Origin of the sequence: Citrobacter sp. RHB25-C09 (assembly GCF_013836145.1) — a bacterium.
Taxonomy (GTDB): domain Bacteria; phylum Pseudomonadota; class Gammaproteobacteria; order Enterobacterales; family Enterobacteriaceae; genus Citrobacter_A.
The window spans coordinates 3,397,415-3,418,253 of record NZ_CP057483.1 but is presented as its reverse complement, the minus strand read 5'-3'; the positions used below and the strand labels follow the sequence as shown (position 1 = coordinate 3,418,253).

General features: G+C 54.3%; 20 protein-coding genes and 4 tRNA genes. 15 read left to right on the top strand and 9 right to left on the bottom strand.

The window, feature by feature from the left end:
* The first annotated feature begins 102 nt into the window (after positions 1 to 102).
* On the top strand, positions 103 to 1,620 hold the full coding sequence (gene norR, locus HVY19_RS16185) for a nitric oxide reductase transcriptional regulator NorR (protein ID WP_181681509.1): 1,518 nt from the start codon (positions 103 to 105) through the stop codon (positions 1,618 to 1,620).
* Here the strand turns inward: norR and gutQ are convergent.
* The 7 genes from gutQ to srlA all read right to left on the bottom strand — a co-directional run bounded on the left by gutQ (position 1,617) and on the right by srlA (position 6,570).
* Positions 1,617 to 2,582 carry an arabinose-5-phosphate isomerase GutQ gene (gene gutQ / locus HVY19_RS16180; protein ID WP_181681508.1) on the bottom strand — a complete coding sequence of 322 codons (966 nt, stop codon included), beginning with the start codon at positions 2,580 to 2,582 and terminating at the stop codon, positions 1,617 to 1,619. The two genes, norR and gutQ, sit on opposite strands and share 4 nt — an antisense overlap.
* Positions 2,575 to 3,348, bottom strand: coding sequence for a glucitol operon DNA-binding transcriptional repressor SrlR (srlR, locus tag HVY19_RS16175; RefSeq protein WP_181681507.1), 774 nt, complete (start codon positions 3,346 to 3,348; stop codon positions 2,575 to 2,577). Before srlR ends, gutQ begins: the two co-directional genes overlap by 8 nt.
* Positions 3,349 to 3,416: 68 nt before the next feature.
* Positions 3,417 to 3,776: a transcriptional regulator GutM gene (gutM, locus tag HVY19_RS16170; RefSeq protein WP_181681506.1), complete on the bottom strand. Its 360-nt coding sequence runs from the start codon at positions 3,774 to 3,776 to the stop codon at positions 3,417 to 3,419.
* 92 nt (positions 3,777 to 3,868) lie between these two features.
* Complete coding sequence (gene srlD / locus HVY19_RS16165) at positions 3,869 to 4,648, bottom strand: sorbitol-6-phosphate dehydrogenase (RefSeq protein WP_181681505.1); 780 nt, start codon at positions 4,646 to 4,648, stop codon at positions 3,869 to 3,871.
* A gap of 10 nt (positions 4,649 to 4,658) precedes the next feature.
* On the bottom strand, positions 4,659 to 5,021 hold the full coding sequence (srlB, locus tag HVY19_RS16160) for a PTS glucitol/sorbitol transporter subunit IIA (protein WP_181681504.1): 363 nt from the start codon (positions 5,019 to 5,021) through the stop codon (positions 4,659 to 4,661).
* Positions 5,022 to 5,032: 11 nt separating this feature from the next.
* Positions 5,033 to 6,010, bottom strand: a complete 978-nt coding sequence (locus HVY19_RS16155) for a PTS glucitol/sorbitol transporter subunit IIB (protein ID WP_181681503.1) — start codon at positions 6,008 to 6,010, stop codon at positions 5,033 to 5,035.
* On the bottom strand, positions 6,007 to 6,570 hold the full coding sequence (srlA, locus tag HVY19_RS16150; protein WP_181681502.1) for a PTS glucitol/sorbitol transporter subunit IIC: 564 nt from the start codon (positions 6,568 to 6,570) through the stop codon (positions 6,007 to 6,009). The genes HVY19_RS16155 and srlA overlap by 4 nt, the downstream gene beginning before the upstream one ends.
* A gap of 268 nt (positions 6,571 to 6,838) precedes the next feature.
* Between srlA and mltB the strand changes: the two genes are divergently transcribed.
* The 14 genes from mltB (at position 6,839) to luxS (ending at position 17,999) form a co-directional block, all read left to right on the top strand.
* The gene (gene mltB / locus HVY19_RS16145; protein ID WP_181681501.1) at positions 6,839 to 7,918 is read left to right on the top strand and encodes a lytic murein transglycosylase B; all 1,080 of its coding nucleotides are present in this window, start codon (positions 6,839 to 6,841) and stop codon (positions 7,916 to 7,918) included.
* Positions 7,919 to 8,103: 185 nt separating this feature from the next.
* Positions 8,104 to 8,601, top strand: a complete 498-nt coding sequence (gene pncC / locus HVY19_RS16140) for a nicotinamide-nucleotide amidase (RefSeq protein ID WP_181681500.1) — start codon at positions 8,104 to 8,106, stop codon at positions 8,599 to 8,601.
* A gap of 91 nt (positions 8,602 to 8,692) precedes the next feature.
* Positions 8,693 to 9,754 carry a recombinase RecA gene (recA, locus tag HVY19_RS16135; protein WP_181681499.1) on the top strand — a complete coding sequence of 354 codons (1,062 nt, stop codon included), beginning with the start codon at positions 8,693 to 8,695 and terminating at the stop codon, positions 9,752 to 9,754.
* A 114-nt stretch (positions 9,755 to 9,868) separates the two neighbouring features.
* On the top strand, positions 9,869 to 10,369 hold the full coding sequence (recX, locus tag HVY19_RS16130; RefSeq protein ID WP_181681498.1) for a recombination regulator RecX: 501 nt from the start codon (positions 9,869 to 9,871) through the stop codon (positions 10,367 to 10,369).
* A gap of 130 nt (positions 10,370 to 10,499) precedes the next feature.
* Positions 10,500 to 13,127 carry an alanine--tRNA ligase gene (gene alaS / locus HVY19_RS16125; RefSeq protein ID WP_181681497.1) on the top strand — a complete coding sequence of 876 codons (2,628 nt, stop codon included), beginning with the start codon at positions 10,500 to 10,502 and terminating at the stop codon, positions 13,125 to 13,127.
* A gap of 233 nt (positions 13,128 to 13,360) precedes the next feature.
* Positions 13,361 to 13,546, top strand: a complete 186-nt coding sequence (csrA, locus tag HVY19_RS16120) for a carbon storage regulator CsrA (protein ID WP_000906486.1) — start codon at positions 13,361 to 13,363, stop codon at positions 13,544 to 13,546.
* Between the two features lie 333 nt (positions 13,547 to 13,879).
* Positions 13,880 to 13,972: transfer RNA gene (locus HVY19_RS16115), tRNA-Ser, on the top strand.
* A 3-nt stretch (positions 13,973 to 13,975) separates the two neighbouring features.
* A tRNA-Arg gene (locus tag HVY19_RS16110) sits at positions 13,976 to 14,052 on the top strand.
* A gap of 61 nt (positions 14,053 to 14,113) precedes the next feature.
* Positions 14,114 to 14,190, top strand: a tRNA-Arg gene (locus tag HVY19_RS16105).
* 192 nt (positions 14,191 to 14,382) lie between these two features.
* Positions 14,383 to 14,459 (top strand) — tRNA-Arg (locus tag HVY19_RS16100).
* Positions 14,460 to 14,708: 249 nt separating this feature from the next.
* Positions 14,709 to 15,275, top strand: a complete 567-nt coding sequence (yqaB, locus tag HVY19_RS16095) for a fructose-1-phosphate/6-phosphogluconate phosphatase (protein WP_181681496.1) — start codon at positions 14,709 to 14,711, stop codon at positions 15,273 to 15,275.
* Positions 15,272 to 15,700 (top strand): YqaA family protein, encoded by a 429-nt coding sequence (locus tag HVY19_RS16090; RefSeq protein WP_181681495.1) that lies wholly within the window; start codon positions 15,272 to 15,274, stop codon positions 15,698 to 15,700. Before yqaB ends, HVY19_RS16090 begins: the two co-directional genes overlap by 4 nt.
* A gap of 77 nt (positions 15,701 to 15,777) precedes the next feature.
* Positions 15,778 to 17,334 carry a glutamate--cysteine ligase gene (gene gshA, locus HVY19_RS16085; RefSeq protein ID WP_181681494.1) on the top strand — a complete coding sequence of 519 codons (1,557 nt, stop codon included), beginning with the start codon at positions 15,778 to 15,780 and terminating at the stop codon, positions 17,332 to 17,334.
* 149 nt (positions 17,335 to 17,483) lie between these two features.
* Entirely contained in the window at positions 17,484 to 17,999 is a 516-nt protein-coding gene (gene luxS / locus HVY19_RS16080) for an S-ribosylhomocysteine lyase (RefSeq protein WP_181681493.1), read from the top strand.
* 96 nt (positions 18,000 to 18,095) lie between these two features.
* On the opposite strand, the gene emrB is transcribed toward luxS, so the two are convergent.
* Entirely contained in the window at positions 18,096 to 19,634 is a 1,539-nt protein-coding gene (emrB, locus tag HVY19_RS16075; protein WP_181681492.1) for a multidrug efflux MFS transporter permease subunit EmrB, read from the bottom strand.
* A 16-nt stretch (positions 19,635 to 19,650) separates the two neighbouring features.
* Positions 19,651 to 20,823: a multidrug efflux MFS transporter periplasmic adaptor subunit EmrA gene (emrA, locus tag HVY19_RS16070; protein ID WP_181681491.1), complete on the bottom strand. Its 1,173-nt coding sequence runs from the start codon at positions 20,821 to 20,823 to the stop codon at positions 19,651 to 19,653.
* Between the last annotated feature and the right edge of the window lie 16 nt (positions 20,824 to 20,839).

Below are 20,839 nucleotides of genomic sequence, written 5' to 3'. Positions count from 1 at the left end.
AACTAACTTAATTATTAATACTCATTAAAGGGTAGTCGAAATGACTATTCATAATGCTGTCATTATGACATTGTTAATTGTCAAAATGACAATGAGGTAGACATGAGTTTTTCCGTTGAGGTACTGGCGGGGATCGCCATCGAATTGCAGCGCGGCGTTGGTCATCAGGATCGATTCCAGCGTCTGATAACAACGCTTCGCCAGGTGCTCGAGTGCGATGCCTCTGCGCTGCTTCGCTATGAGGCGCGCCAGTTCATTCCGCTCGCAATTGATGGCCTCGCTCAGGATGTTCTGGGCAGGCGTTTTACGCTGGAGGGACACCCTCGTCTGGAGGCCATCGCTCGTGCCGGCGATGTGGTGCGTTTTCCGGCGGACAGCGATCTGCCCGACCCCTATGACGGGCTGATTCCGGGTCAGGAGAGTCTGAAGGTTCACGCCTGTATCGGGCTGCCGCTTTTTGCCGGACAGAATCTGATCGGCGCGCTAACACTCGACGGCATGGAGCCGGATCAGTTTGACGTTTTCAGCGATGAGGAGCTACGGCTGATTGCTGCACTGGCGGCCGGGGCGCTCAGCAATGCGCTGCTGATTGAACAGCTTGAAAGCCAGAATATGCTACCAGGTTCAGGTGTAGATTTTGAGCAGGTTAAAGAGGCGCAAATGATTGGCCTTTCGCCCAGCATGATGCAACTGAAAAAAGAGATCGAGATTGTTGCCGCCTCCGACCTTAATGTGTTGATCAGTGGGGAAACCGGCACCGGGAAAGAGCTGGTGGCGAAGGCGATTCATGAAGGATCGTCGCGTGCGGTGAATCCGCTGGTGTATCTGAACTGCGCCGCGCTGCCGGAGAGTGTGGCGGAAAGTGAGCTATTTGGTCATGTCAAAGGGGCGTTTACCGGGGCGATCAGCAACCGCAGCGGCAAGTTCGAAATGGCCGATAACGGCACGCTGTTCCTTGATGAGATTGGCGAGCTGTCGCTGGCGTTGCAGGCCAAGTTACTGCGGGTATTGCAGTACGGTGATATTCAGCGCGTCGGTGACGATCGCAGTCTGCGGGTGGACGTGCGGGTGTTGGCGGCGACCAACCGTGACCTGCGCGAAGAGGTACTGGCCGGACGCTTCCGCGCCGATCTGTTCCATCGCCTGAGCGTGTTCCCGCTTTCGGTTCCTCCGTTGCGCGAACGTGGTGAGGATATTGTGCTGCTGGCGGGCTTTTTCTGCGAACAGTGTCGGCTAAAAATGGGGCTGTCCCGCGTGGTGTTAAGTCCCGGTGCGCGGAGTCATCTGCTTAATTACGGCTGGCCGGGAAACGTGCGTGAACTGGAGCACGCCATTTACAGGGCGGTGGTGCTGGCGCGGGCAACAAGGGCTGGGGAGGAAGTGGTGCTGGAAGCGCAGCATTTCGCATTGCAGGAAGAGGCGCAAGTGCTGCCAACTCTGGCCACGGTTGATGTGCCGCAGAATCACAATCTGCGAGACGCCACCGAATCTTTTCAGCGGGAGATGATCCGCCGGGCGCTGGCGCAAAACCAGCACAACTGGGCAGCCAGCGCGCGGGCGCTGGAAACAGACGTCGCCAACCTGCACCGGCTGGCGAAGCGTCTGGGACTGAAGGATTAGATGATGCCAGCCTGATAGAAATCCTGCAGGTTAATCGCGCCGGTGAGTTTGCCGTTTTCATCCACTACCGGTGCGGCAGTGATCTTGCGCTTCATTAAAATCTCTTTGGCGTCGATGGCGCGACTGTCAGCCTGAAGCGTGATGCCGTTACGGGTCATTGCTTCGTTAACCGGCGTCGTGAGCGCTCCTCCGCCAACCAGCCAGCGGCGCAGGTCACCATCGGTAAAGACGCCCTGAACCTGCTTCTGATCGTCGCATACGGCGACCAGACCAAGGCCGGTACGGCTTAACTCCAGCATGGCATCCATTACGCTGGTGGTTAACATTACCTGCGGTACTGCGTCGTCACGGCGCATCAGGTGATGGACTTTGTTAAGCAATCGCGCGCCCAGCGCCCCGGCCGGGTGCGAGCGCGCAAAATCTTCCTCGTTAAAACCACGCGCCTGCATCACCGCCATTGCCAGCGCGTCGCCCATCATCAGGGTATTCACGGTGCTGGACGTCGGGGCCAGGTGCATCGGGCAGGCTTCGCGCTCAACGGAAATATCCAGCACGGCTTTTGCCGCCAGACCCAGTGGTGAGGTTGGCTTACCGGTCATCGCCAGCAGGGCGACGGATTTATCTTCCAGACGTGGGATGATGAGATCCAGCTCTTTTGCGCCGCCGGAATAGGAGATGAACAGCATGATGTCACGGCTTTCAATCATTCCCAGATCGCCATGCAGCGCTTCAGCCGGATGCACGAAAAAGGCGGGAGTACCGGTACTGGCAAGTGTCGCAGCGATCTTTTTACCAATATGCCCGGACTTGCCGATACCCGAGACGATCACTTTACCCTCACAGTGAATAATCATATTGGCGGCACGGACAAAATCATCACCCAGACGCTCCGGCAGACGGCTTGCTTCCTGGAGTTCCAGCATCAGGGTCTGACGGCCCGCGTTCAGTAGTGCATCACTCATTGGTTTCTCCGGTTATGATCACTTCTATTCCTTTCTCTTCCAGCGCCTGACGAAACGCCGGATCGATACCCGCGTCGGTAATCAACTTATCGACGCTTTCCAGACTACAGACCACATTGGGACTCTTGCGGCCAAATTTAGAGGAGTCCGCCATCAGTATCACTTCGCGAGCGGCGTTGCACATCGCTTTACTGACGGTGTAAACCTCGTTAAACGTGGTGACACCCGCGTTAAGGTCGATGCCGTCGGTGCCCATGAAGAGTTTATCAAAGCTGAACTGCTCAAAGGCATTTTCCGCCAGCTGACCGTGAAATGAGGCCGATTTTTTGCGGAAGGTGCCGCCGGGCATCAGGATGGTTTGCTCGTTATCTAACTCTGACAGCGCATTAACAATATGCAGGCTATTGGTCATTACGGTGATATTGCTAAAGCGACTGAGCATCGGCACCATCTTCAAAACGGTACTCCCGGCGTCGAGAATGATGGAGTCACCGTCGTGGATAAATCTCACGGCCGCTTCTGCAATATGCTCTTTTTTGTGCGTATTGATGAGGGTTTTGTGATCGATAGGCGGATCGGATTCATCTTTATTTAACATCACGCCGCCATAGGTGCGAATGACAGTTCCGGCATTTTCCAGAATGACCAGATCTTTGCGAATGGTGGTGCCCGTGGTGTCAAAGTACTGGGCCAGTTCTTCAACGGAGCTTTTACCCTGCTTTTGCAGATGCTCCAGAATAGCGGCCTGACGCTGACGAGGTTTCATTGGTGTGATTACCCTGAATTGAATGTTCAAAATGATAACTTCGCAAGCTAATAGCATTCACAACGAAATTATCCATGTTTCAGTTTAAGCGCCAATGATAGTGCATTCTGCGATTGCGGATCATGGGGAAAGATCACATCGGGCTGTAATTCATCAAGATGTTTGCCCTGAATTGCGGGAATTTTGCCGGGTCTGGCAAAAACGGTCAGGCCTTTCATAAACAACGTGTCGGTGACGCGCTGGTTTTCATCGAGCGCGACGGCGACCACAACGCGCGGTTTAAAACGTCCGCCTGACCGTCCGACACCGACGCGCCCCTGGAGGCACAGCTTGTCAAACGCCCGGTTAAAGCGGGAAATTTGCCAACCTCCGAGCGCAAGCTGGGCGCACCAGGCGATAACGGCAACGGTAATCAGTGCGGAAACCATGTTATTGCTCCTTTGATTTTGCCGGATGGCGGTTTCACCTTATCCGGCCTACGGGTAGGCCCGGTAAGCGTAGCGCCACCGGCCATCACCCATTAAAACATCACCTGTCCACCGGTGACATTGATTGACTGTCCGGTACAGTAAGATGCTTTCGTGCTGGCATAGAATAACAGCATATTCAGCACATCCTGGTAATCGCAGCCGCGTTTTAGCGGAACCTTATCAATGTAATACTGTTCCACTTCGTGTGGCTCAATGCCCAGTTTGGTAGCGTACTGCGGCAGAAGAGACTGGAACATCGGCGATTTCAGCAGGTTACCAAGCATCAGCGAATGCACAGTGATGCCGTACTCGGCCAGATCCAGCGCCAGGGACTGTGTTAACCCAACGCCGCCAAACTTCGCCGCGCTGTAGCCGGAATTGTGCTTGCTGCCCACTTTTCCGGATTTGGAGTTAATTTGAATAATGCGTCCCTGAATGCCATCGCGAATCATCAGGCGGGAGAACTCGCGAGCGCAGAGAAAATAACCCACCAGGTTCACCTGTAACGAGCGGTCAAAATCGCCGAGTTGGACGTCACTAATAAACGCCGCTTTAGCGATACCCGCGCTGTAGACCAACAGATCCACACGCCCGAAGATTTCATCGACCCCACGAGAGAGCGCGAGAACGCTTTGCTCGCTGGTGGCGTCGGCACCAAAGCCGTAGGCCATCCCTTCGCCAAATTCAGCGTTAATCTCCTGCGCCACATTTGCAGCTTTATCACTCTGAATATCCGCAACTGCGACGCGATACCCTTCAGCAGCGATCCCACGGCAAAGGAATGCCCCCAGGGTCTGGCCTCCACCAATGACAACGGCAACCTGTTTCATTTTTCTCTCCTTAAGCAACAAACTTCAAAATACAACCCGGCGCGATGTCGTCAGGTACGGGGCCCGCGACATGCACGGTACCGGGAAATTCCGCTTCGTTTTGTCCATCGAAGCGCAGGGTGATATGCCCTAGTTCACGTAAATTTTGTTCCGCCACGCTGCCCACGGCGGTCACCGGATAACGATGCTGACCCAGTTCGAAATGGGCACCCGCTTGCAACGTGCCGTTCAGTTCGCCATGACAATGGATAAAGCAAAACTCTTCGATATCCGCAGGTGCGCCTTCACGAAAGGTAATCAGCATCTGGTCGCAGAGCGCATCTGGCGCGCTCTGGCCGATACGGGTGATGGTGGTCTGATAAATCACAGTCATCTCGGAACCTCTTATTGATAAATAAATCCGGAAACAAACCAGGCGATAAGAACGGTAGGTGCACCGGTCAGGAAACGACTGACCAGTACTGACGGTACGCCGACGCGAACCGTGTCCTGCCGTGCCTCAGCCAGTGACAGACCCACCGGAATGAAGTCACAGGCCGCCTGCGCGTTGATAGCGAACAGCGCGGGCAGGGCGAGATGCGGTGGAATATTGCCAAGACCAATCTGCACGCCGATCAGGACGCCGATAACCTGTGCGATCACTGCGCCAGGGCCGAGGAACGGGGATAACAGTGGGAAGGAGCAGATCAGCGCCAGCGTCACCAGTCCCAGCGGATGGCTGGCCAGTGGTGCCAGACCGTGGGCAATCCAGTCGCCAAGACCGGAGGCCATGATGATGCCGATCAGTGCCGACACGAATGCCATAAACGGCAGAATCGTTTTCAGCACCGTGTCGATGGTGTCGCGACCAGACTGGAATAGTACGGCAACCGCGGAGCCCATACCCATACCCACTTTCGCCAGCAGGCCGTCGCTCTGTTCGGTGATTTTCTTACTGGTGTCGTAGTCGCGCCCGGCGGTAGCTGATGCAGGAGCGGGTTGCGGTGCCGCAGTCGCCTCACCAACAACGTGAATGTTGTCCTCTTTCACCCCGGAGACATAAATGTCTTCCACGATGTACTGCGCCAGCGGACCGGATTTCCCCGTCGCATGAATGTTGATCGTGGGAATTCGGCGCTTTGGATAGATACCGCAACGCAAGGTCCCGCCACAGTCAATGATCGCCACGGCAATTTCATCTTCCGGCGGCTCGCCCTCTTTAAAGCCATCTACGGCCTGCCAGCCGGTTAGCTGCGCCAGCTTGTCAACGATCGCCGGGCGCGTGCCTGCGGTGATATAGACGATTTTCTTACCTTCCGTTACGTCAAGCTCAAGCGGGCCGCCCCAGCCACCGGTCCCTTTCTCAATACGAATACGCGTCATGATGTTGCTCCTGAAAGATGGACTTTCTGCTCAAGCTGGATGCCCATCTTTTTCTCGAAGATGGCGGTCGTCAGGTCTGTCACCCAGCCACGGAAGAAGTTGGTGACCAGCCCGACCAGCAGATAACTCACCGCAAGTGGGCCTAGCGGGAGGCCAAGCGTTGTCAGGCCGCTGGCAATCCCCAGATAAACAAATAACTCGCCGGGGTTGATATGGGGGAACAGGCCGTTCATGGAGTGACAGCTATAAGACGCCGCCGCGTAGTAACTGGGTTTGTATTTCTCTGGCATAAAGCGACCCAGACTCAGGGTCATCGGGTTACAGAACACGAAGGTCCCGATGAACGGTAAAACCAGATAACGAGACAGTGGGTTTCCGGCGCAGCGTTGAGCAAAGCGCTCGATACGATGCTGACCGATGAAGTTGATTAGCGCATTCATGATAACCAGCAGGCTAATCAGCAGTGGAAGAATGCCGGTAACCATACCGGTAAACACCTCTCCACCTTTCTGGAACAGCCCGATGAACCACTCTGCTCCATGTGTAATGGTTTCGATCATTGTTCTCTCCTGTAGGGATTTTTTAATTATCTTGCCAAACGGTGACTAATTTTAATCAGATTAAAAGAAATAAAAGTGTTATTTTGATCTCAAAATGAAAGAAAAATATTTTAAAGTGAAAGTTATGAGGTGGGGGGAGTATGAAAAGTGAATCAAGATGAAGGGACAAAACGTAAATTCGGCCCGCAAGCGTCTCTGGCGCTTCCTTGTATGACGCGGGATGCTTTACCATACTTCTTCCTGGCTGAATTTGTTTAATGGATGGCTCATGTTCAAGCGTCGTTATGTAGCGTTACTTCCCCTGTGTGTGTTACTGGCTGCATGCAGCAGTAAACCGAAACCCCAAGAGACTCAAACGACAACGGGGAGACCTTCTGGCGGCTTCTTGCTTAAGCCCCAACACAATGTGATGCAGATGAGCGGCGATTTTGCCAACAATCCGAACGCACAGCAGTTCATCGACAAAATGGTGAGTAAACACGGATTTGATCGTCAGCAGCTCCAGGAGATCCTGTCCCAGGCGAAGCGTCTGGATTACGTGCTGCGTTTGATGGATCGTCAGGCGCCGACCACCCAGCCGCCGGCAGGGCCAAACGGCGCCTGGCTGCGCTATCGCAAGCAATTTATTACGCCAGATAACGTACAAAACGGCGTGGCGTTCTGGAATCAGTACGAGGACGCATTGAACCGTGCGTGGCAGGTGTACGGTGTACCGCCGGAGATTATCGTCGGTATTATCGGCGTCGAAACCCGTTGGGGGCGCGTGATGGGCAAGACGCGCATTCTGGATGCGCTGGCGACGTTGTCATTTAACTATCCGCGCCGCGCGGCGTATTTCTCAAGCGAACTGGAAACGTTCCTGCTGATGGCGCGCGATGAACAGGACGATCCGTTAGATTTGAAAGGGTCTTTCGCCGGAGCGATGGGCTACGGGCAGTTTATGCCTTCCTCGTATAAAGAGTATGCCGTGGATTTCAATGGCGACGGGCATATTAACCTGTGGGATCCGGTGGATGCTATCGGCAGCGTAGCTAACTATTTCAAAGACCACGGCTGGGTGAAAGGCGACCCGGTGGCAGTAATGGCGAACGGCCAGGCACCAGGGCTGGCGAACGGCTTCAAAACGAAATATAGCGTTTCGCAGCTTGCCGCAGCCGGGCTTACGCCGCAGCAGTCACTCGGTAATCACAGCGAGGCTAGCCTGCTGCGTCTGGATATCGGCACGGGGTACCAGTACTGGTACGGTCTGCCAAACTTCTACACCATCACGCGCTACAACCACAGCACGCATTATGCGATGGCAGTCTGGCAGTTAGGGCAGACAGTGGCGCTGGCTCGCGTCCAGTAGTTATCTTTTGCCGGATGGCGCTAACGCGTATCCGGCCTACCGGGTAAGCACCTTTAGGCCGGATACGGCACGTCATACCCAGACACAATTTTCTGAATCCTCCTCGTAATTTTATGACCTCATCCCCATCTTTGTCGGGAAAGTGCTATCTTGTCCGGCATAATTTTTAACTGACAGAGGCTGATATGACTGACAGTGAACTGATGCAGTTAAGCGAACAGGTTGGGCTGGCGTTAAAAGCGCGCGGCGCAACCGTGACGACGGCGGAATCCTGTACCGGCGGCTGGGTAGCGAAGGTGATAACCGATGTCGCCGGGAGTTCCGCCTGGTTTGAACGCGGCTTTGTTACCTATAGTAACGAAGCAAAAGCGCAAATGATTGGCGTGCGTGAAGAGACCCTGGCGCAGCATGGCGCGGTCAGCGAGCCGGTAGTGGTTGAGATGGCCATTGGCGCACTGAAAGCCGCGCGCGCCCATTATGCCGTCTCCATTAGCGGGATTGCCGGACCGGATGGCGGCAGCGAAGAAAAGCCGGTCGGCACCGTCTGGTTTGCTTTCGCCAGCGCCAGTGGGGAAGGGATCACCCGCCGGGAATGCTTTGATGGCGACCGTGACGCGGTGCGTCGGCAGGCCACGACTTACGCATTGCAAACCCTCTGGCAACAATTTCTACAAAACACTTGATACTGTATGACCATACAGTATAATTGCTTCAACAGTACAGAATTCACTATCCGGTAAAGCGCAAGCGAAACCCGGCATGACAGGAGTAATAATGGCTATCGACGAAAACAAACAGAAAGCGTTGGCGGCAGCACTGGGCCAAATTGAGAAGCAATTTGGTAAAGGCTCCATCATGCGTCTGGGTGAAGACCGTTCTATGGATGTGGAAACCATTCCTACCGGTTCACTTTCACTGGATATCGCACTGGGTGCGGGCGGTCTGCCGATGGGGCGTATCGTCGAAATCTACGGGCCGGAATCTTCCGGTAAAACCACGCTGACACTGCAGGTGATTGCCGCCGCGCAGCGTGAAGGTAAAACCTGTGCGTTTATCGATGCCGAACACGCGCTGGACCCAATCTATGCGCGTAAGCTGGGCGTCGATATCGACAACCTGCTGTGTTCTCAGCCGGACACCGGTGAGCAGGCGCTGGAAATCTGTGACGCGCTGGCGCGTTCAGGTGCCGTTGACGTTATCGTTGTCGACTCCGTTGCGGCGCTGACGCCGAAAGCGGAAATCGAAGGCGAAATCGGTGATTCTCACATGGGCCTTGCGGCACGTATGATGAGCCAGGCGATGCGTAAGCTGGCGGGTAACCTGAAGCAATCCAATACGCTGCTGATCTTCATCAACCAGATCCGTATGAAAATTGGCGTGATGTTCGGTAACCCGGAAACGACCACCGGGGGGAACGCGCTGAAGTTCTACGCCTCTGTTCGTCTGGATATCCGTCGTATTGGCGCGGTGAAAGAGGGCGATAACGTTGTCGGTAGCGAAACCCGCGTGAAGGTCGTGAAAAACAAAATCGCTGCACCGTTTAAGCAGGCTGAATTCCAGATCCTGTACGGTGAAGGCATCAACTTCTACGGCGAACTGGTCGATCTGGGCGTGAAAGAGAAGCTGATCGAGAAAGCGGGCGCATGGTACAGCTATAACGGCGAGAAGATTGGTCAGGGTAAAGCAAATGCGACCACCTGGCTGAAAGAAAACCCGGCGAGCGCGAAAGAGATCGAGAAGAAAGTTCGCGAGCAACTGCTCAACAACCAGGACTCTAAACCTGACTTCGCAGTTGATGACGGCGAAGGCGTAGCGGAAACCAACGAAGATTTTTAATCGTCAGGTGACCGTAAGCCGGGTGCGGTGAGGCTGCCATCCGGTAAAAGTTAAATTACAATCAAGGGCTGCATTTATGCGGCCCTTTTTGCATTTCTGATTTTGAAGGTGGTTATGAGTGAATCCACATCGCGCCGACCCGCGTATTCCCGTCTGCTCGATCGCGCAGTCCGCATACTCGCGGTTCGTGACCACAGTGAGCAAGAACTGCGGCGTAAACTTACCGCGCCAGTCATGGGCAAAAACGGTCCCGAAGAGATTGATGCCACGACAGAAGACTACGATCGGGTGATCGCCTGGTGCTATGAGCACAGTTATCTTGATGACGAGCGCTTTATCTCGCGATTCATTGCCAGCCGCAGTCGTAAGGGCTACGGCCCGTCACGCATTCGACAGGAACTCAATCAAAAGGGGATAGCGCGCGAATCCACTGAAAAAGCAATGCGTGAATGTGATATTAACTGGGGCATTCTGGCGCGTGAACAGGCCACCCGTAAGTACGGCGAACCGCTGCCTACGGCATTTCCAGAGAAGGTAAAGATTCAACGCTTTTTGCTCTATCGTGGCTATCTGATGGAAGATATTCAGGAGATATGGCGAAATTTTGACGATTGAGCGCATACGGGATTTTACTTCCCTGACAAGAAAACTTATCTTATTCCCACTTTTTAAATTGTCAGCCGGGCAGGGCATCTGAGCGCTGTTGCTGGTAATGATATTTCTTTAGCAAGATTTCAGGATAATTATGAGCAAGAGTACCGCTGAGATCCGTCAGGCGTTTCTCGATTTTTTCCATAGTAAGGGACACCAGGTAGTTGCCAGCAGTTCCCTGGTGCCGAACAATGACCCCACTTTGTTGTTTACCAACGCCGGGATGAACCAGTTCAAGGATGTTTTCCTTGGGCTCGACAAGCGTAATTATTCCCGTGCAACCACCTCTCAGCGCTGTGTGCGCGCGGGCGGTAAACACAACGATCTGGAAAACGTCGGTTACACTGCACGTCACCATACCTTCTTCGAAATGCTGGGCAACTTCAGCTTCGGCGACTATTTCAAACACGACGCTATCCAATATGCATGGGAACTGCTGACCGGTGAAAACTGGTTTGCCCTGCCAAAAGAGCGTCTGTGGGTTACCGTCTACGAAACCGACGATGAAGCCTATGAAATCTGGGAAAAAGAAGTAGGTATCCCGCGCGAACGTATTATTCGCATCGGCGATAACAAGGGCGGAGCATATGCTTCCGACAACTTCTGGCAGATGGGTGATACCGGTCCGTGCGGCCCGTGCACCGAAATTTTCTACGATCATGGCGACCACATCTGGGGCGGCCCTCCGGGAAGTCCAGAAGAAGACGGCGATCGCTATATTGAGATCTGGAACATCGTCTTTATGCAGTTCAACCGTCAGGCTGACGGTACGATGGAGCCGCTGCCTAAGCCGTCAGTGGATACCGGCATGGGTCTGGAGCGTATTGCGGCGGTGCTGCAACATGTTAACTCCAACTATGAAATCGACCTGTTCCGTACGCTGATTGAAGCCGTGGCGAAAGTCACCGGTGCCACCGATCTCAGCAACAAGTCGCTGCGCGTTATTGCCGACCATATTCGTTCCTGCGCGTTCCTCATTGCCGACGGCGTTGTTCCGTCGAATGAAAACCGTGGCTATGTGCTGCGTCGCATCATCCGTCGCGCGGTTCGTCATGGCAACATGCTGGGCGCAAAAGAAACCTTCTTCTATAAGCTGGTTGGACCGCTGATTGAGGTCATGGGTTCTGCGGGCGAAGAGTTGAAGCGTCAGCAGGCTAAGGTTGAGCAGATCCTGAAAACCGAAGAAGAGCAGTTTGCCCGCACGCTGGAGCGTGGCCTGGCGCTGCTGGATGAAGAGCTGGCGAAGCTTTCCGGCGATACGCTGGATGGCGAAACAGCCTTCCGTCTGTATGACACCTATGGTTTTCCGGTGGATCTGACGGCTGACGTTTGCCGTGAACGCAATATCAAAGTTGACGAAGCGGGATTTGAAGCCGCAATGGAAGAGCAGCGTCGTCGTGCGCGCGAAGCCAGCGGTTTTGGTGCGGACTACAACGCGATGATCCGCGTTGATAGCGCATCGGAGTTTAAAGGTTATGACCATCTGGAGCTGAACGGCAAAGTGACCGCGCTGTTTGTCGATGGTAAAGCGGTAGATGCGATTAGCGCAGGTCAGGACGCCGTCGTCGTGCTGGACCAAACCCCTTTCTATGCGGAATCGGGTGGTCAGGTAGGTGATAAAGGTGAACTGAAAGGCGCAGGCTTCACCTTTGCGGTGAGCGATACGCAAAAATATGGCCAGGCGATTGGTCATCAGGGCACGCTGTCTGCCGGTTCTCTGAAAGTGGGCGACGCGGTGCAGGCCGATGTGGATGAAGCTCGTCGTGCCCGTATCCGTCTGAACCACTCCGCGACGCACCTGATGCATGCCGCATTGCGTCAGATTCTGGGCACCCATGTGGCGCAGAAAGGCTCGTTGGTAAACGACAAAATTCTCCGTTTCGATTTCTCGCATAATGAAGCGATGAAACCCTCTGAGATCCGCGCAGTAGAAGACCTGGTCAACGCGCAGATTCGTCGCAATCTGCCGGTTGAAACCAACGTTATGGACCTGGAAGCGGCAAAAGCGAAAGGCGCGATGGCACTGTTCGGCGAGAAGTATGACGAACGCGTTCGCGTACTGAGCATGGGGGATTTCTCCACAGAACTGTGCGGCGGGACTCACGCCAGCCGTACCGGTGATATCGGTCTGTTCCGTATCGTTTCCGAGTCAGGTACAGCAGCGGGTGTTCGTCGTATCGAAGCGGTAACGGGTGAAGGTGCGATCGCAATGATGCATGCAGAAAGCGATCGGATGAACGAAACCGCCCAGGTGCTGAAAACGGGTATCCATGACCTGACCGAAAAAGCGCAAGCTTTTGTCGAGCGCTATCGTCAGATGGAGAAAGAGCTTCAGCAGTTGAAAGAACAGGCTGCGGCGCAGGAGAGTGCAAACCTCTCCAGCAAAGCGGTTGATATCAAGGGTGTTAAGCTCCTGGTGAGCGAGCTTGCTGGCGTTGAGCCGAAAATGTTGCGTGCCATGGTTGACGATCTGAAGAATCAACTGGGGTCGACCGTTATCGTGCTGGCAACGGTGGCTGAAGGTAAAGTGTCTCTGATTGCAGGCGTGTCTAAGGACGTGACCGACCGTGTCAAAGCAGGGGAACTGGTAGGAATGGTCGCTCAGCAGGTGGGCGGCAAGGGTGGTGGTCGTCCGGACATGGCGCAAGCCGGTGGTACGGATGCGGCAGCTCTGCCTGCAGCGTTAGCCAGTGTTCAAGGCTGGGTCAGCGCTAAACTGTAATAACTATAAGCGTAAGCCAGCGTCGCGAATTTGGCGGCGTTGGCATCAACGTTATTGACAATGATAAAGTCAGGTTGAAGTTGTGTATATCGGCTAAACTTAGGTTTAACAGAATGTGATGCCGTGACTGCTTACATGTAAAGTGTTTGTCATCGCTTACTTTTTGGCGTTATATGATGGATAATGCCGGGATACAAGAGACCCGACTCTTTTAATCTTTCAAGGAGCAAAGAATGCTGATTCTGACTCGTCGAGTTGGTGAAACCCTCATGATTGGGGATGAGGTCACCGTGACAGTTTTAGGGGTTAAGGGCAACCAGGTGCGCATCGGCGTAAACGCCCCGAAAGAAGTATCTGTCCATCGTGAAGAGATCTACCAGCGTATCCAGGCTGAAAAATCCCAGCAGTCCAGTTACTAAGGTTTCCGCGTCTCACCTCTACGGGTGAGGCGCAACCTCAATCCCTCCCTTTTTCTTCCTGTTGTCGTTTTCCCTCACTGTTATCGTAGCTTTTGCGCGTTGTGACGCCGTTTCCCGTTTCTTCTGAACTCCCCTCTGGCTGCCTGTACGGGTAATTTATCTGTTGATAAAACACTCTTTTTGCCGTTTTTGCAGACTAATTGAACGTGAAGTGTGCAAACGGTAAAAGCTCAGGAAAAATTGTTTGACTTATAAGTCTCAGAAAGTAATATGTGCGCCACGCAGCGACGAAGAGCAGAAACAAGTTCTCCGAAGCACTCGTAAGAGGCGTGTGGTGAGGTGGCCGAGAGGCTGAAGGCGCTCCCCTGCTAAGGGAGTATGCGGTCAAAAGCTGCATCCGGGGTTCGAATCCCCGCCTCACCGCCATTTGCATCCGTAGCTCAGCTGGATAGAGTACTCGGCTACGAACCGAGCGGTCGGAGGTTCGAATCCTCCCGGATGCACCATATTTATTCATGTTGCGTTAGTAGCAATGTGAATATCGAGATGTAAAGTAGTAAACCCGATGCATCCGTAGCTCAGCTGGATAGAGTACTCGGCTACGAACCGAGCGGTCGGAGGTTCGAATCCTCCCGGATGCACCATCTTCTCCGAGATAACAGCGAAGGTGTTATTTCACGGTCTGCGAGTTCATCGCAAGCACCAGGGGGGATAACGTTGCTTCCGCAACGGCCCGAAGGGCGAACGTCAGTGAGTCATCCTCCCGGATGCACCATCTCTTAGTTGATATAACGTTAACCGTGGTATCACTTCAGAAGTAAAGCAGTAAACCTGATGCATCCGTAGCTCAGCTGGATAGAGTACTCGGCTACGAACCGAGCGGTCGGAGGTTCGAATCCTCCCGGATGCACCATCTTCTCCGAGATAACAGCGAAGGTGTTATTTCACGGTCTGCGAGTTCATCGCGAGCGCCAGGGAGGATAACGTTGCTTCAGCAACGGCCCGAAGGGCGAACGTCAGTGAGTCATCCTCCCGGATGCACCATATTCTCCCGGTACCCACAAAGTCCTTTTCCCTGATCAATCCTCCTAATCGCCATCAGCGACAGAATCAATCAATTACGATAAAATAACCTCTGATTTTTTCGGTTTGCGAGAGCGCGATGTACGAACGTTATGCTGGTCTGATTTTCGATATGGATGGCACTATCCTGGACACGGAACCCACACACCGTAAAGCGTGGGACGAGGTTCTGGGGCGCTACGGTTTGCGTTTTGACCTGCAAGCGATGATTGCGCTTAATGGTTCTCCCACCTGGCGTATTGCACAGTCCATTATTGAATTAAACCAAGCCGATCTCGATCCCCACGCGTTAGCTCTGGAAAAAACGGCAGCGGTAAAAAGTATGCTTCTTGATAGCGTCGAGCCATTGCCGCTCGTCGAGGTCGTCAAAGCGTGGCACGGGCGTCGCCCCATGTCCGTCGGAACGGGCAGTGAAAGCGCAATCGCAGAGGCGCTGTTGAACCATCTTGGGCTGCGTCGCTATTTTGACGCGGTTGTCGCCGCCGATCACGTACAGCGCCATAAACCCGCGCCAGACACCTTCCTGCTCTGTGCAGAGCGCATGGGCGTGCCACCAGCACAGTGCGTGGTATTTGAAGATGCGGATTTTGGTATTCAGGCCGCGCGCGCCGCGGGAATGGACGCCGTGGATGTACGACTGCTGTGAGTGACGAGCTGTCGCTCCTGTCTCTGTTCGCGAGCAGTTTTCTCAGCGCTACGCTATTGCCCGGCAACTCTGAAATTGTACTGGTTGCTATGTTACTCTCCGGGGTCAGTCATCCCTGGGTCTTAGTCTTAACAGCAACAATGGGTAATAGCCTTGGAGGGTTAACAAACGTTATCCTTGGGCGTTTCTTTCCTCAGCGCAAGACATCGCGCTGGCAAGAGAAAGCGACTGGCTGGCTTAAACGCTATGGCGCAGTCGCACTATTATTAAGCTGGATGCCGGTGGTGGGTGATTTACTGTGCCTGTTAGCGGGATGGATGCGCCTCTCGTGGGGACCGGTGCTCTTTTTTTTATGCCTTGGCAAAGCGCTGCGCTATATTGTCGTCGCGGCAGCTACCGTTCATGGCATTACCTGGTGGCACTAATTGTGCCTGGGAATAGCCTTTAGGGTGACCACTACAATTATGCTAATTAAAACGAATTTGACAGGCGGGAGGTCAATTTGATCCCGGACGTATCACAGGCTCTGGCCTGGCTGGAAAAGCATCCGCAGGCCCTACAGGGGATTATGCGCGGGCTGGAGCGAGAAACACTGCGCGTAAATGCGGATGGCACCCTGGCGACAACGGGGCATCCCGACGCGTTAGGCTCAGCGTTAACGCACAAATGGATCACCACGGACTTCGCGGAAGCGCTGCTGGAATTTATCACGCCCGTAGATGGCGATATTCAGCACATGCTGACGTTCATGCGCGATCTGCATCGCTATACCGCAAGAAATCTGGGCGATGAGCGTATGTGGCCACTGAGTATGCCGTGCTACATCGCTGAAGGTCAGGATATCGAACTGGCGCAATACGGCACATCCAATATTGGTCGTATGAAAACGCTGTACCGTGAAGGGCTGAAGAACCGTTATGGCGCGTTGATGCAAACCATCTCCGGCGTTCATTATAATTTCTCGCTGCCGATGGCATTCTGGGAGGCGAAGTGTGGCGTTGTGGAAGGTGAAGAGGCAAAAGAGAAAATCTCCGCCGGCTATTTCCGCCTGATCCGCAACTATTATCGCTTTGGCTGGGTCATTCCGTATCTGTTTGGCGCTTCTCCGGCGATTTGCTCCTCTTTCCTGCAAGGTAAACCGACCACCTTACCGTTTGAGAAAACCGACTGCGGGATGTACTACCTGCCGTATGCGACTTCGCTGCGCCTGAGTGATCTGGGTTATACCAATAAGTCGCAAAGCAATCTCGGAATTACGTTTAACGATCTGTACGAATATGTGGCAGGATTGAAGCGGGCGATTAAAACGCCTTCAGAAGAGTATGCGGCGGTGGGTCTGGAAAAAGACGGCAAACGCCTGCAAATCAACAGCAATGTGTTGCAGATTGAAAATGAACTGTACGCGCCGATTCGGCCGAAGCGCGTGACGCGTAGCGGTGAATCGCCTTCAGATGCGCTGCTGCGCGGCGGTATTGAATATATTGAAGTCCGCTCGCTGGATATCAACCCGTTCTCGCCCATCGGCGTGGACGAGCAGCAGGTGCGTTTCCTTGACCTGTTCATGGTCTGGTGTGTCCTGGCGGATGCGCCGGAGATGAGCAGCAGCGAACTGCTGTGTACCCGCACTAACTGGAATCGGGTGATTCTGGAAGGACGTAAACCGGGTCTGACGTTAGGTATTGGTTGTGAAACCGCCCAGTTCCCGCTGCCGAAAGTGGGTAAAGATCTGTTCCGCGATCTCAGGCGTGTCGCGCAAACGCTGGACAGCATCCACGGCGGTGAGGCATATCAGAAGGTATGCGATGAATTAGTCGCCTGCTTTGATAATCCGGAGTTGACGTTCTCAGCGCGCATTCTGCGGTCTATGATTGATACAGGCATTGGTGGTACCGGCAAGGCGCTGGGCGAAGCGTATCGTAATCTGCTGCGTGAAGAGCCGCTGGAAATTTTGCAGGAAGCCGATCTTATTGCTGAGCGTGAAGCGTCAAAACGTCGTCAGCGTGAGGTTGAAGCGGCGGATAGCGAGCCGTTTGAAAGCTGGCTGGAAAAGCAGGCCTGACAGAAAAGAAAAAGGCCACTCAGGAGTGGCCAAAATTTCATCTCTGAAAACAGGGATGATGATAACAAATGCGCGTCTTTCATATATTCAGACTCGCCCCGGAACAAAGAGTTCAGTTTATTTTAAAAAATATTATCGGAGGTGGTTAAATGCCGTTGTTAGATAGCTTCACTGTCGATCATACCCGGATGGAAGCCCCTGCAGTCCGCGTAGCGAAAACGATGAACACCCCGCACGGCGACGCCATTACCGTGTTTGATCTGCGTTTCTGCATTCCCAACAAAGAAGTGATGCCGGAGAAAGGCATTCACACGCTGGAGCATCTGTTTGCAGGCTTTATGCGTGATCACCTCAACGGCAATGGTGTCGAAATTATCGATATCTCCCCGATGGGCTGCCGTACCGGTTTCTATATGAGCCTGATTGGCACACCTGACGAGCAGCGTGTGGCGGATGCCTGGAAAGCGGCAATGGCTGACGTTCTCAAGGTGCAGGATCAGAATCAGATCCCGGAACTGAACGTATACCAGTGTGGGACTTATGAGATGCATTCCCTGAGCGAAGCGCAGGACATTGCTCGCCATATCCTCGAGCGCGACGTTCGCGTCAACAGCAATGAAGAGCTGGCGCTGCCGAAAGAAAAATTGAAAGAACTGCATATCTAGCTGTCATGCCGGATGGCACCGCTAGCGCGTCTTATCCGGCCTACTCGCCGCAGCACCTGGTACAAAAAAGCCAGTTCTCAGGAACTGGCTTTTTTCTTAGTGCGCGCCTCCGCCGCCGCCGCCCGCACCGAAGGGCGGTTTGGCGAACCAGACCAGGCCAAGCAATATCAGGAAGATGCCAGCCGATATCCAGAATATTTCGTTGGCAGAAATAATCAGTCCCTGGTTGGTGATCTGCTGGGCGATCCAGCCTGATGCCTGCTGCTGCGTCATTCCCAGGCCCTGAAGCTGATCGTACATTGCCTGCGAGTTCGGGTTATACGGATTCACCGACTCGGTGAGCTGCGCATGGTGCATCGATTCCCGGTTGGTCCACATGGTGGTGGTAATCGATGTGCCGATGGAACCCGCCAGCGTTCGCGTAAAGTTCGACAAACTCGACGCCGCGGCCAGACGCTCAGGCGGTAGCCCGGAAAGCGTAATGGTCGTTAGCGGCATAAAGAAGCAAGCCACGGCGAAGCCCTGGATAAACTGCGGCCAGGCCGATGCGCCAAAGTCCATTCCCGGCTCGAACGTATACGCACGCCAATAGAAGCAGACCGCATACATGATAAAGCTGAATGTCACCAGCCTGCGCATATCGAGCTTATGGGCAAAGCGGCCGATAATCGGCGACAGGATCACTGGAATAATCCCCACCGGTGCGGAGGCCAGCCCCGCCCATGTCGCGGTATAACCATATACCTCCTGCAATAGCTGCGGCAGCAGAACGATCGCGCCGAAGTAGAGCATGTAGGCGAGGCTGATACATAAGCATCCGATGGTGAAATTTCGCGATTTAAAGAGCGAGAGATCGACTATCGGGTTGTCGTCAGTCAGCTCCCAGACGATCAGGAAGCTAATGGCAACCACGGCCACCACCGTCAGAATGATGATCTCCTGCGAGGCGAACCAGTCCAGCTCTTTACCCCGGTCGAGCATGATCTGCAAACTGCCGATCCCGATCACCAACAGCGCCAGGCCGATGGCGTCAATACGCCGTTGCTCGGTGCGGGTTTCGCGACCACGCAGGGTTTGCAGGGTCATCAGGACCACCGCAATACCGATCGGCACGTTGATGAAAAAGATCCAACCCCAGTGGTAATTATCGCTGATATAGCCGCCAAGGATCGGGCCGCAAATCGGCGCGACAATCACCGTCATTGACCACAGCGCCAGTGCGATAGAGCGTTTGGCGGGCGGATAGTTGTTCAGCAGTAAGCTCTGGGAAAGCGGGATCAGCGGCCCGGCGACGATACCCTGAACTACGCGGAAAAAGATCAGCATGTTCAGGCTGCTGGAGACGCCGCATGCCCATGAGGCGATGGCAAACGCCACCGTTGACCACATGAACAGTTTGACTTCCCCGACGCGCTTCGCCAGCCAGCCGGTAATGGGAATCGAGATGGCGTTAGCCACCCCGAAAGAGGTGATCACCCACGTTCCCTGGCTCAGCGATGAGCCAAGGTTCCCGGCGATGGTAGGGATCGCCACGTTAGCAATGGTGGAGTCCAGCACCTGCATGAATGTCGCCAGCGACAGCGCAATCGTCATAATGACGAGCTGCGCGCCCTCCAGCGGTTTTTGCTGTTGCATCACACGCACCTCAGAATTAGCCAGCGTTGGCCTGCACAATCTCTTCGATCAGCTTATTGACCGGGGCAAGGTTAATCTCGCGGGCATTACTCTCAGAAACTGGCGTAGAGCGAACCTGGCTGGCCAGCACCTGACCGTCACGGTTGCTGGTATCGACGGTGACGAGCGTCGAGAGGCCGATACGCAGCGGATGCTCCGCCAGTTGCTTCGCGTCCAGTTCAATACGCACCGGCAGTCGCTGAACCACTTTGATCCAGTTACCTGTCGCGTTTTGAGCGGGAAGCAGAGAGAAGGCGCTGCCGGTTCCCATGTCCAGACCGATCACTTTTCCGGTGTACTTAACGTCATCACCGTAAATATCGCTGACCACTGTCGCCGGTTGGCCGATACGCATATGCGCCAGCTGCGTTTCTTTGAAGTTGGCATCAACCCACAAGTTGGTGGCCGGAACAACGGCCATCAGCGGTGTCGTCGGGCTGATTTGAGCGCCAGGCTGAACGGCGCGGCGGGAGACGTAGCCGGTCATCGGACTGACGATGCGCGTACGTTCCAGCGCCAGCCAGGCGTTACGCACTTCGGTCGCGGCCTGCTGTACGGCGGGTTGATCTTCCAGCTTGCTGTTCAGGATCATTGCCTGGTTCGCGTTGTACTGCTGGATCGCCACATCAAGCTGGGCCTGAGCGCTGGCAACAGCATCACGCGCATGCTGCAACTCTTCGCGGCCAATCAGGTTCGCGTTGCCGAGCGGTACGCGGCGGTTAAAATCGCTCTGCGCCTGGGCGAGGGCGGTTTTTTGTACGTCGATGTTCGCCTGCAACTGCTTGCTGTTGATCATCAACTGATGCGTCTGACGCACGCTGGAAGCCAGCGCGGTTTTGGCTTTTTCGAATGTCTGTTTAGCATCCGTCTGGTCGAGCGTGACCAGCACGTCGCCTTCTTTAACATAGTCAGTGTTATCCGCCCAGACTTTCGTCACGCTGCCGGATACCTGCGCCATGATTTGAACCTGGTTCCCTGCCACGTATGCGTCATCGGTGTCTTCAATATGACGCAGAACCATAAACCAATAAATACCGTATGCCACGGCAACAATAACAAAGAGCAAGGTCAGAATGAGCAGCGTACTTTTGCGTTTGCTTTTCTTCTTAACCGGTTGCTGCGGGGTATGAGTCTCCGCATTTGCGCTCATGATTTTCTCCACGATC

Coding starts and splice junctions, on each gene's coding strand:
- recX (WP_181681498.1), top strand. CDS start 9,869: ATGAGTGAATCCACATCGCGCCGACCCGCGTATTCCCGTCTGCTCGAT.
- emrB (WP_181681492.1), bottom strand. CDS start 19,634: ATGCAACAGCAAAAACCGCTGGAGGGCGCGCAGCTCGTCATTATGACG.
- HVY19_RS16155 (WP_181681503.1), bottom strand. CDS start 6,010: ATGACGCGTATTCGTATTGAGAAAGGGACCGGTGGCTGGGGCGGCCCG.
- gutQ (WP_181681508.1), bottom strand. CDS start 2,582: ATGAGTGATGCACTACTGAACGCGGGCCGTCAGACCCTGATGCTGGAA.
- luxS (WP_181681493.1), top strand. CDS start 17,484: ATGCCGTTGTTAGATAGCTTCACTGTCGATCATACCCGGATGGAAGCC.
- emrA (WP_181681491.1), bottom strand. CDS start 20,823: ATGAGCGCAAATGCGGAGACTCATACCCCGCAGCAACCGGTTAAGAAG.
- srlA (WP_181681502.1), bottom strand. CDS start 6,570: ATGATCGAAACCATTACACATGGAGCAGAGTGGTTCATCGGGCTGTTC.
- srlR (WP_181681507.1), bottom strand. CDS start 3,348: ATGAAACCTCGTCAGCGTCAGGCCGCTATTCTGGAGCATCTGCAAAAG.
- csrA (WP_000906486.1), top strand. CDS start 13,361: ATGCTGATTCTGACTCGTCGAGTTGGTGAAACCCTCATGATTGGGGAT.
- srlD (WP_181681505.1), bottom strand. CDS start 4,648: ATGAAACAGGTTGCCGTTGTCATTGGTGGAGGCCAGACCCTGGGGGCA.
- norR (WP_181681509.1), top strand. CDS start 103: ATGAGTTTTTCCGTTGAGGTACTGGCGGGGATCGCCATCGAATTGCAG.
- recA (WP_181681499.1), top strand. CDS start 8,693: ATGGCTATCGACGAAAACAAACAGAAAGCGTTGGCGGCAGCACTGGGC.
- gutM (WP_181681506.1), bottom strand. CDS start 3,776: ATGGTTTCCGCACTGATTACCGTTGCCGTTATCGCCTGGTGCGCCCAG.
- mltB (WP_181681501.1), top strand. CDS start 6,839: ATGTTCAAGCGTCGTTATGTAGCGTTACTTCCCCTGTGTGTGTTACTG.
- pncC (WP_181681500.1), top strand. CDS start 8,104: ATGACTGACAGTGAACTGATGCAGTTAAGCGAACAGGTTGGGCTGGCG.
- srlB (WP_181681504.1), bottom strand. CDS start 5,021: ATGACTGTGATTTATCAGACCACCATCACCCGTATCGGCCAGAGCGCG.
- yqaB (WP_181681496.1), top strand. CDS start 14,709: ATGTACGAACGTTATGCTGGTCTGATTTTCGATATGGATGGCACTATC.
- alaS (WP_181681497.1), top strand. CDS start 10,500: ATGAGCAAGAGTACCGCTGAGATCCGTCAGGCGTTTCTCGATTTTTTC.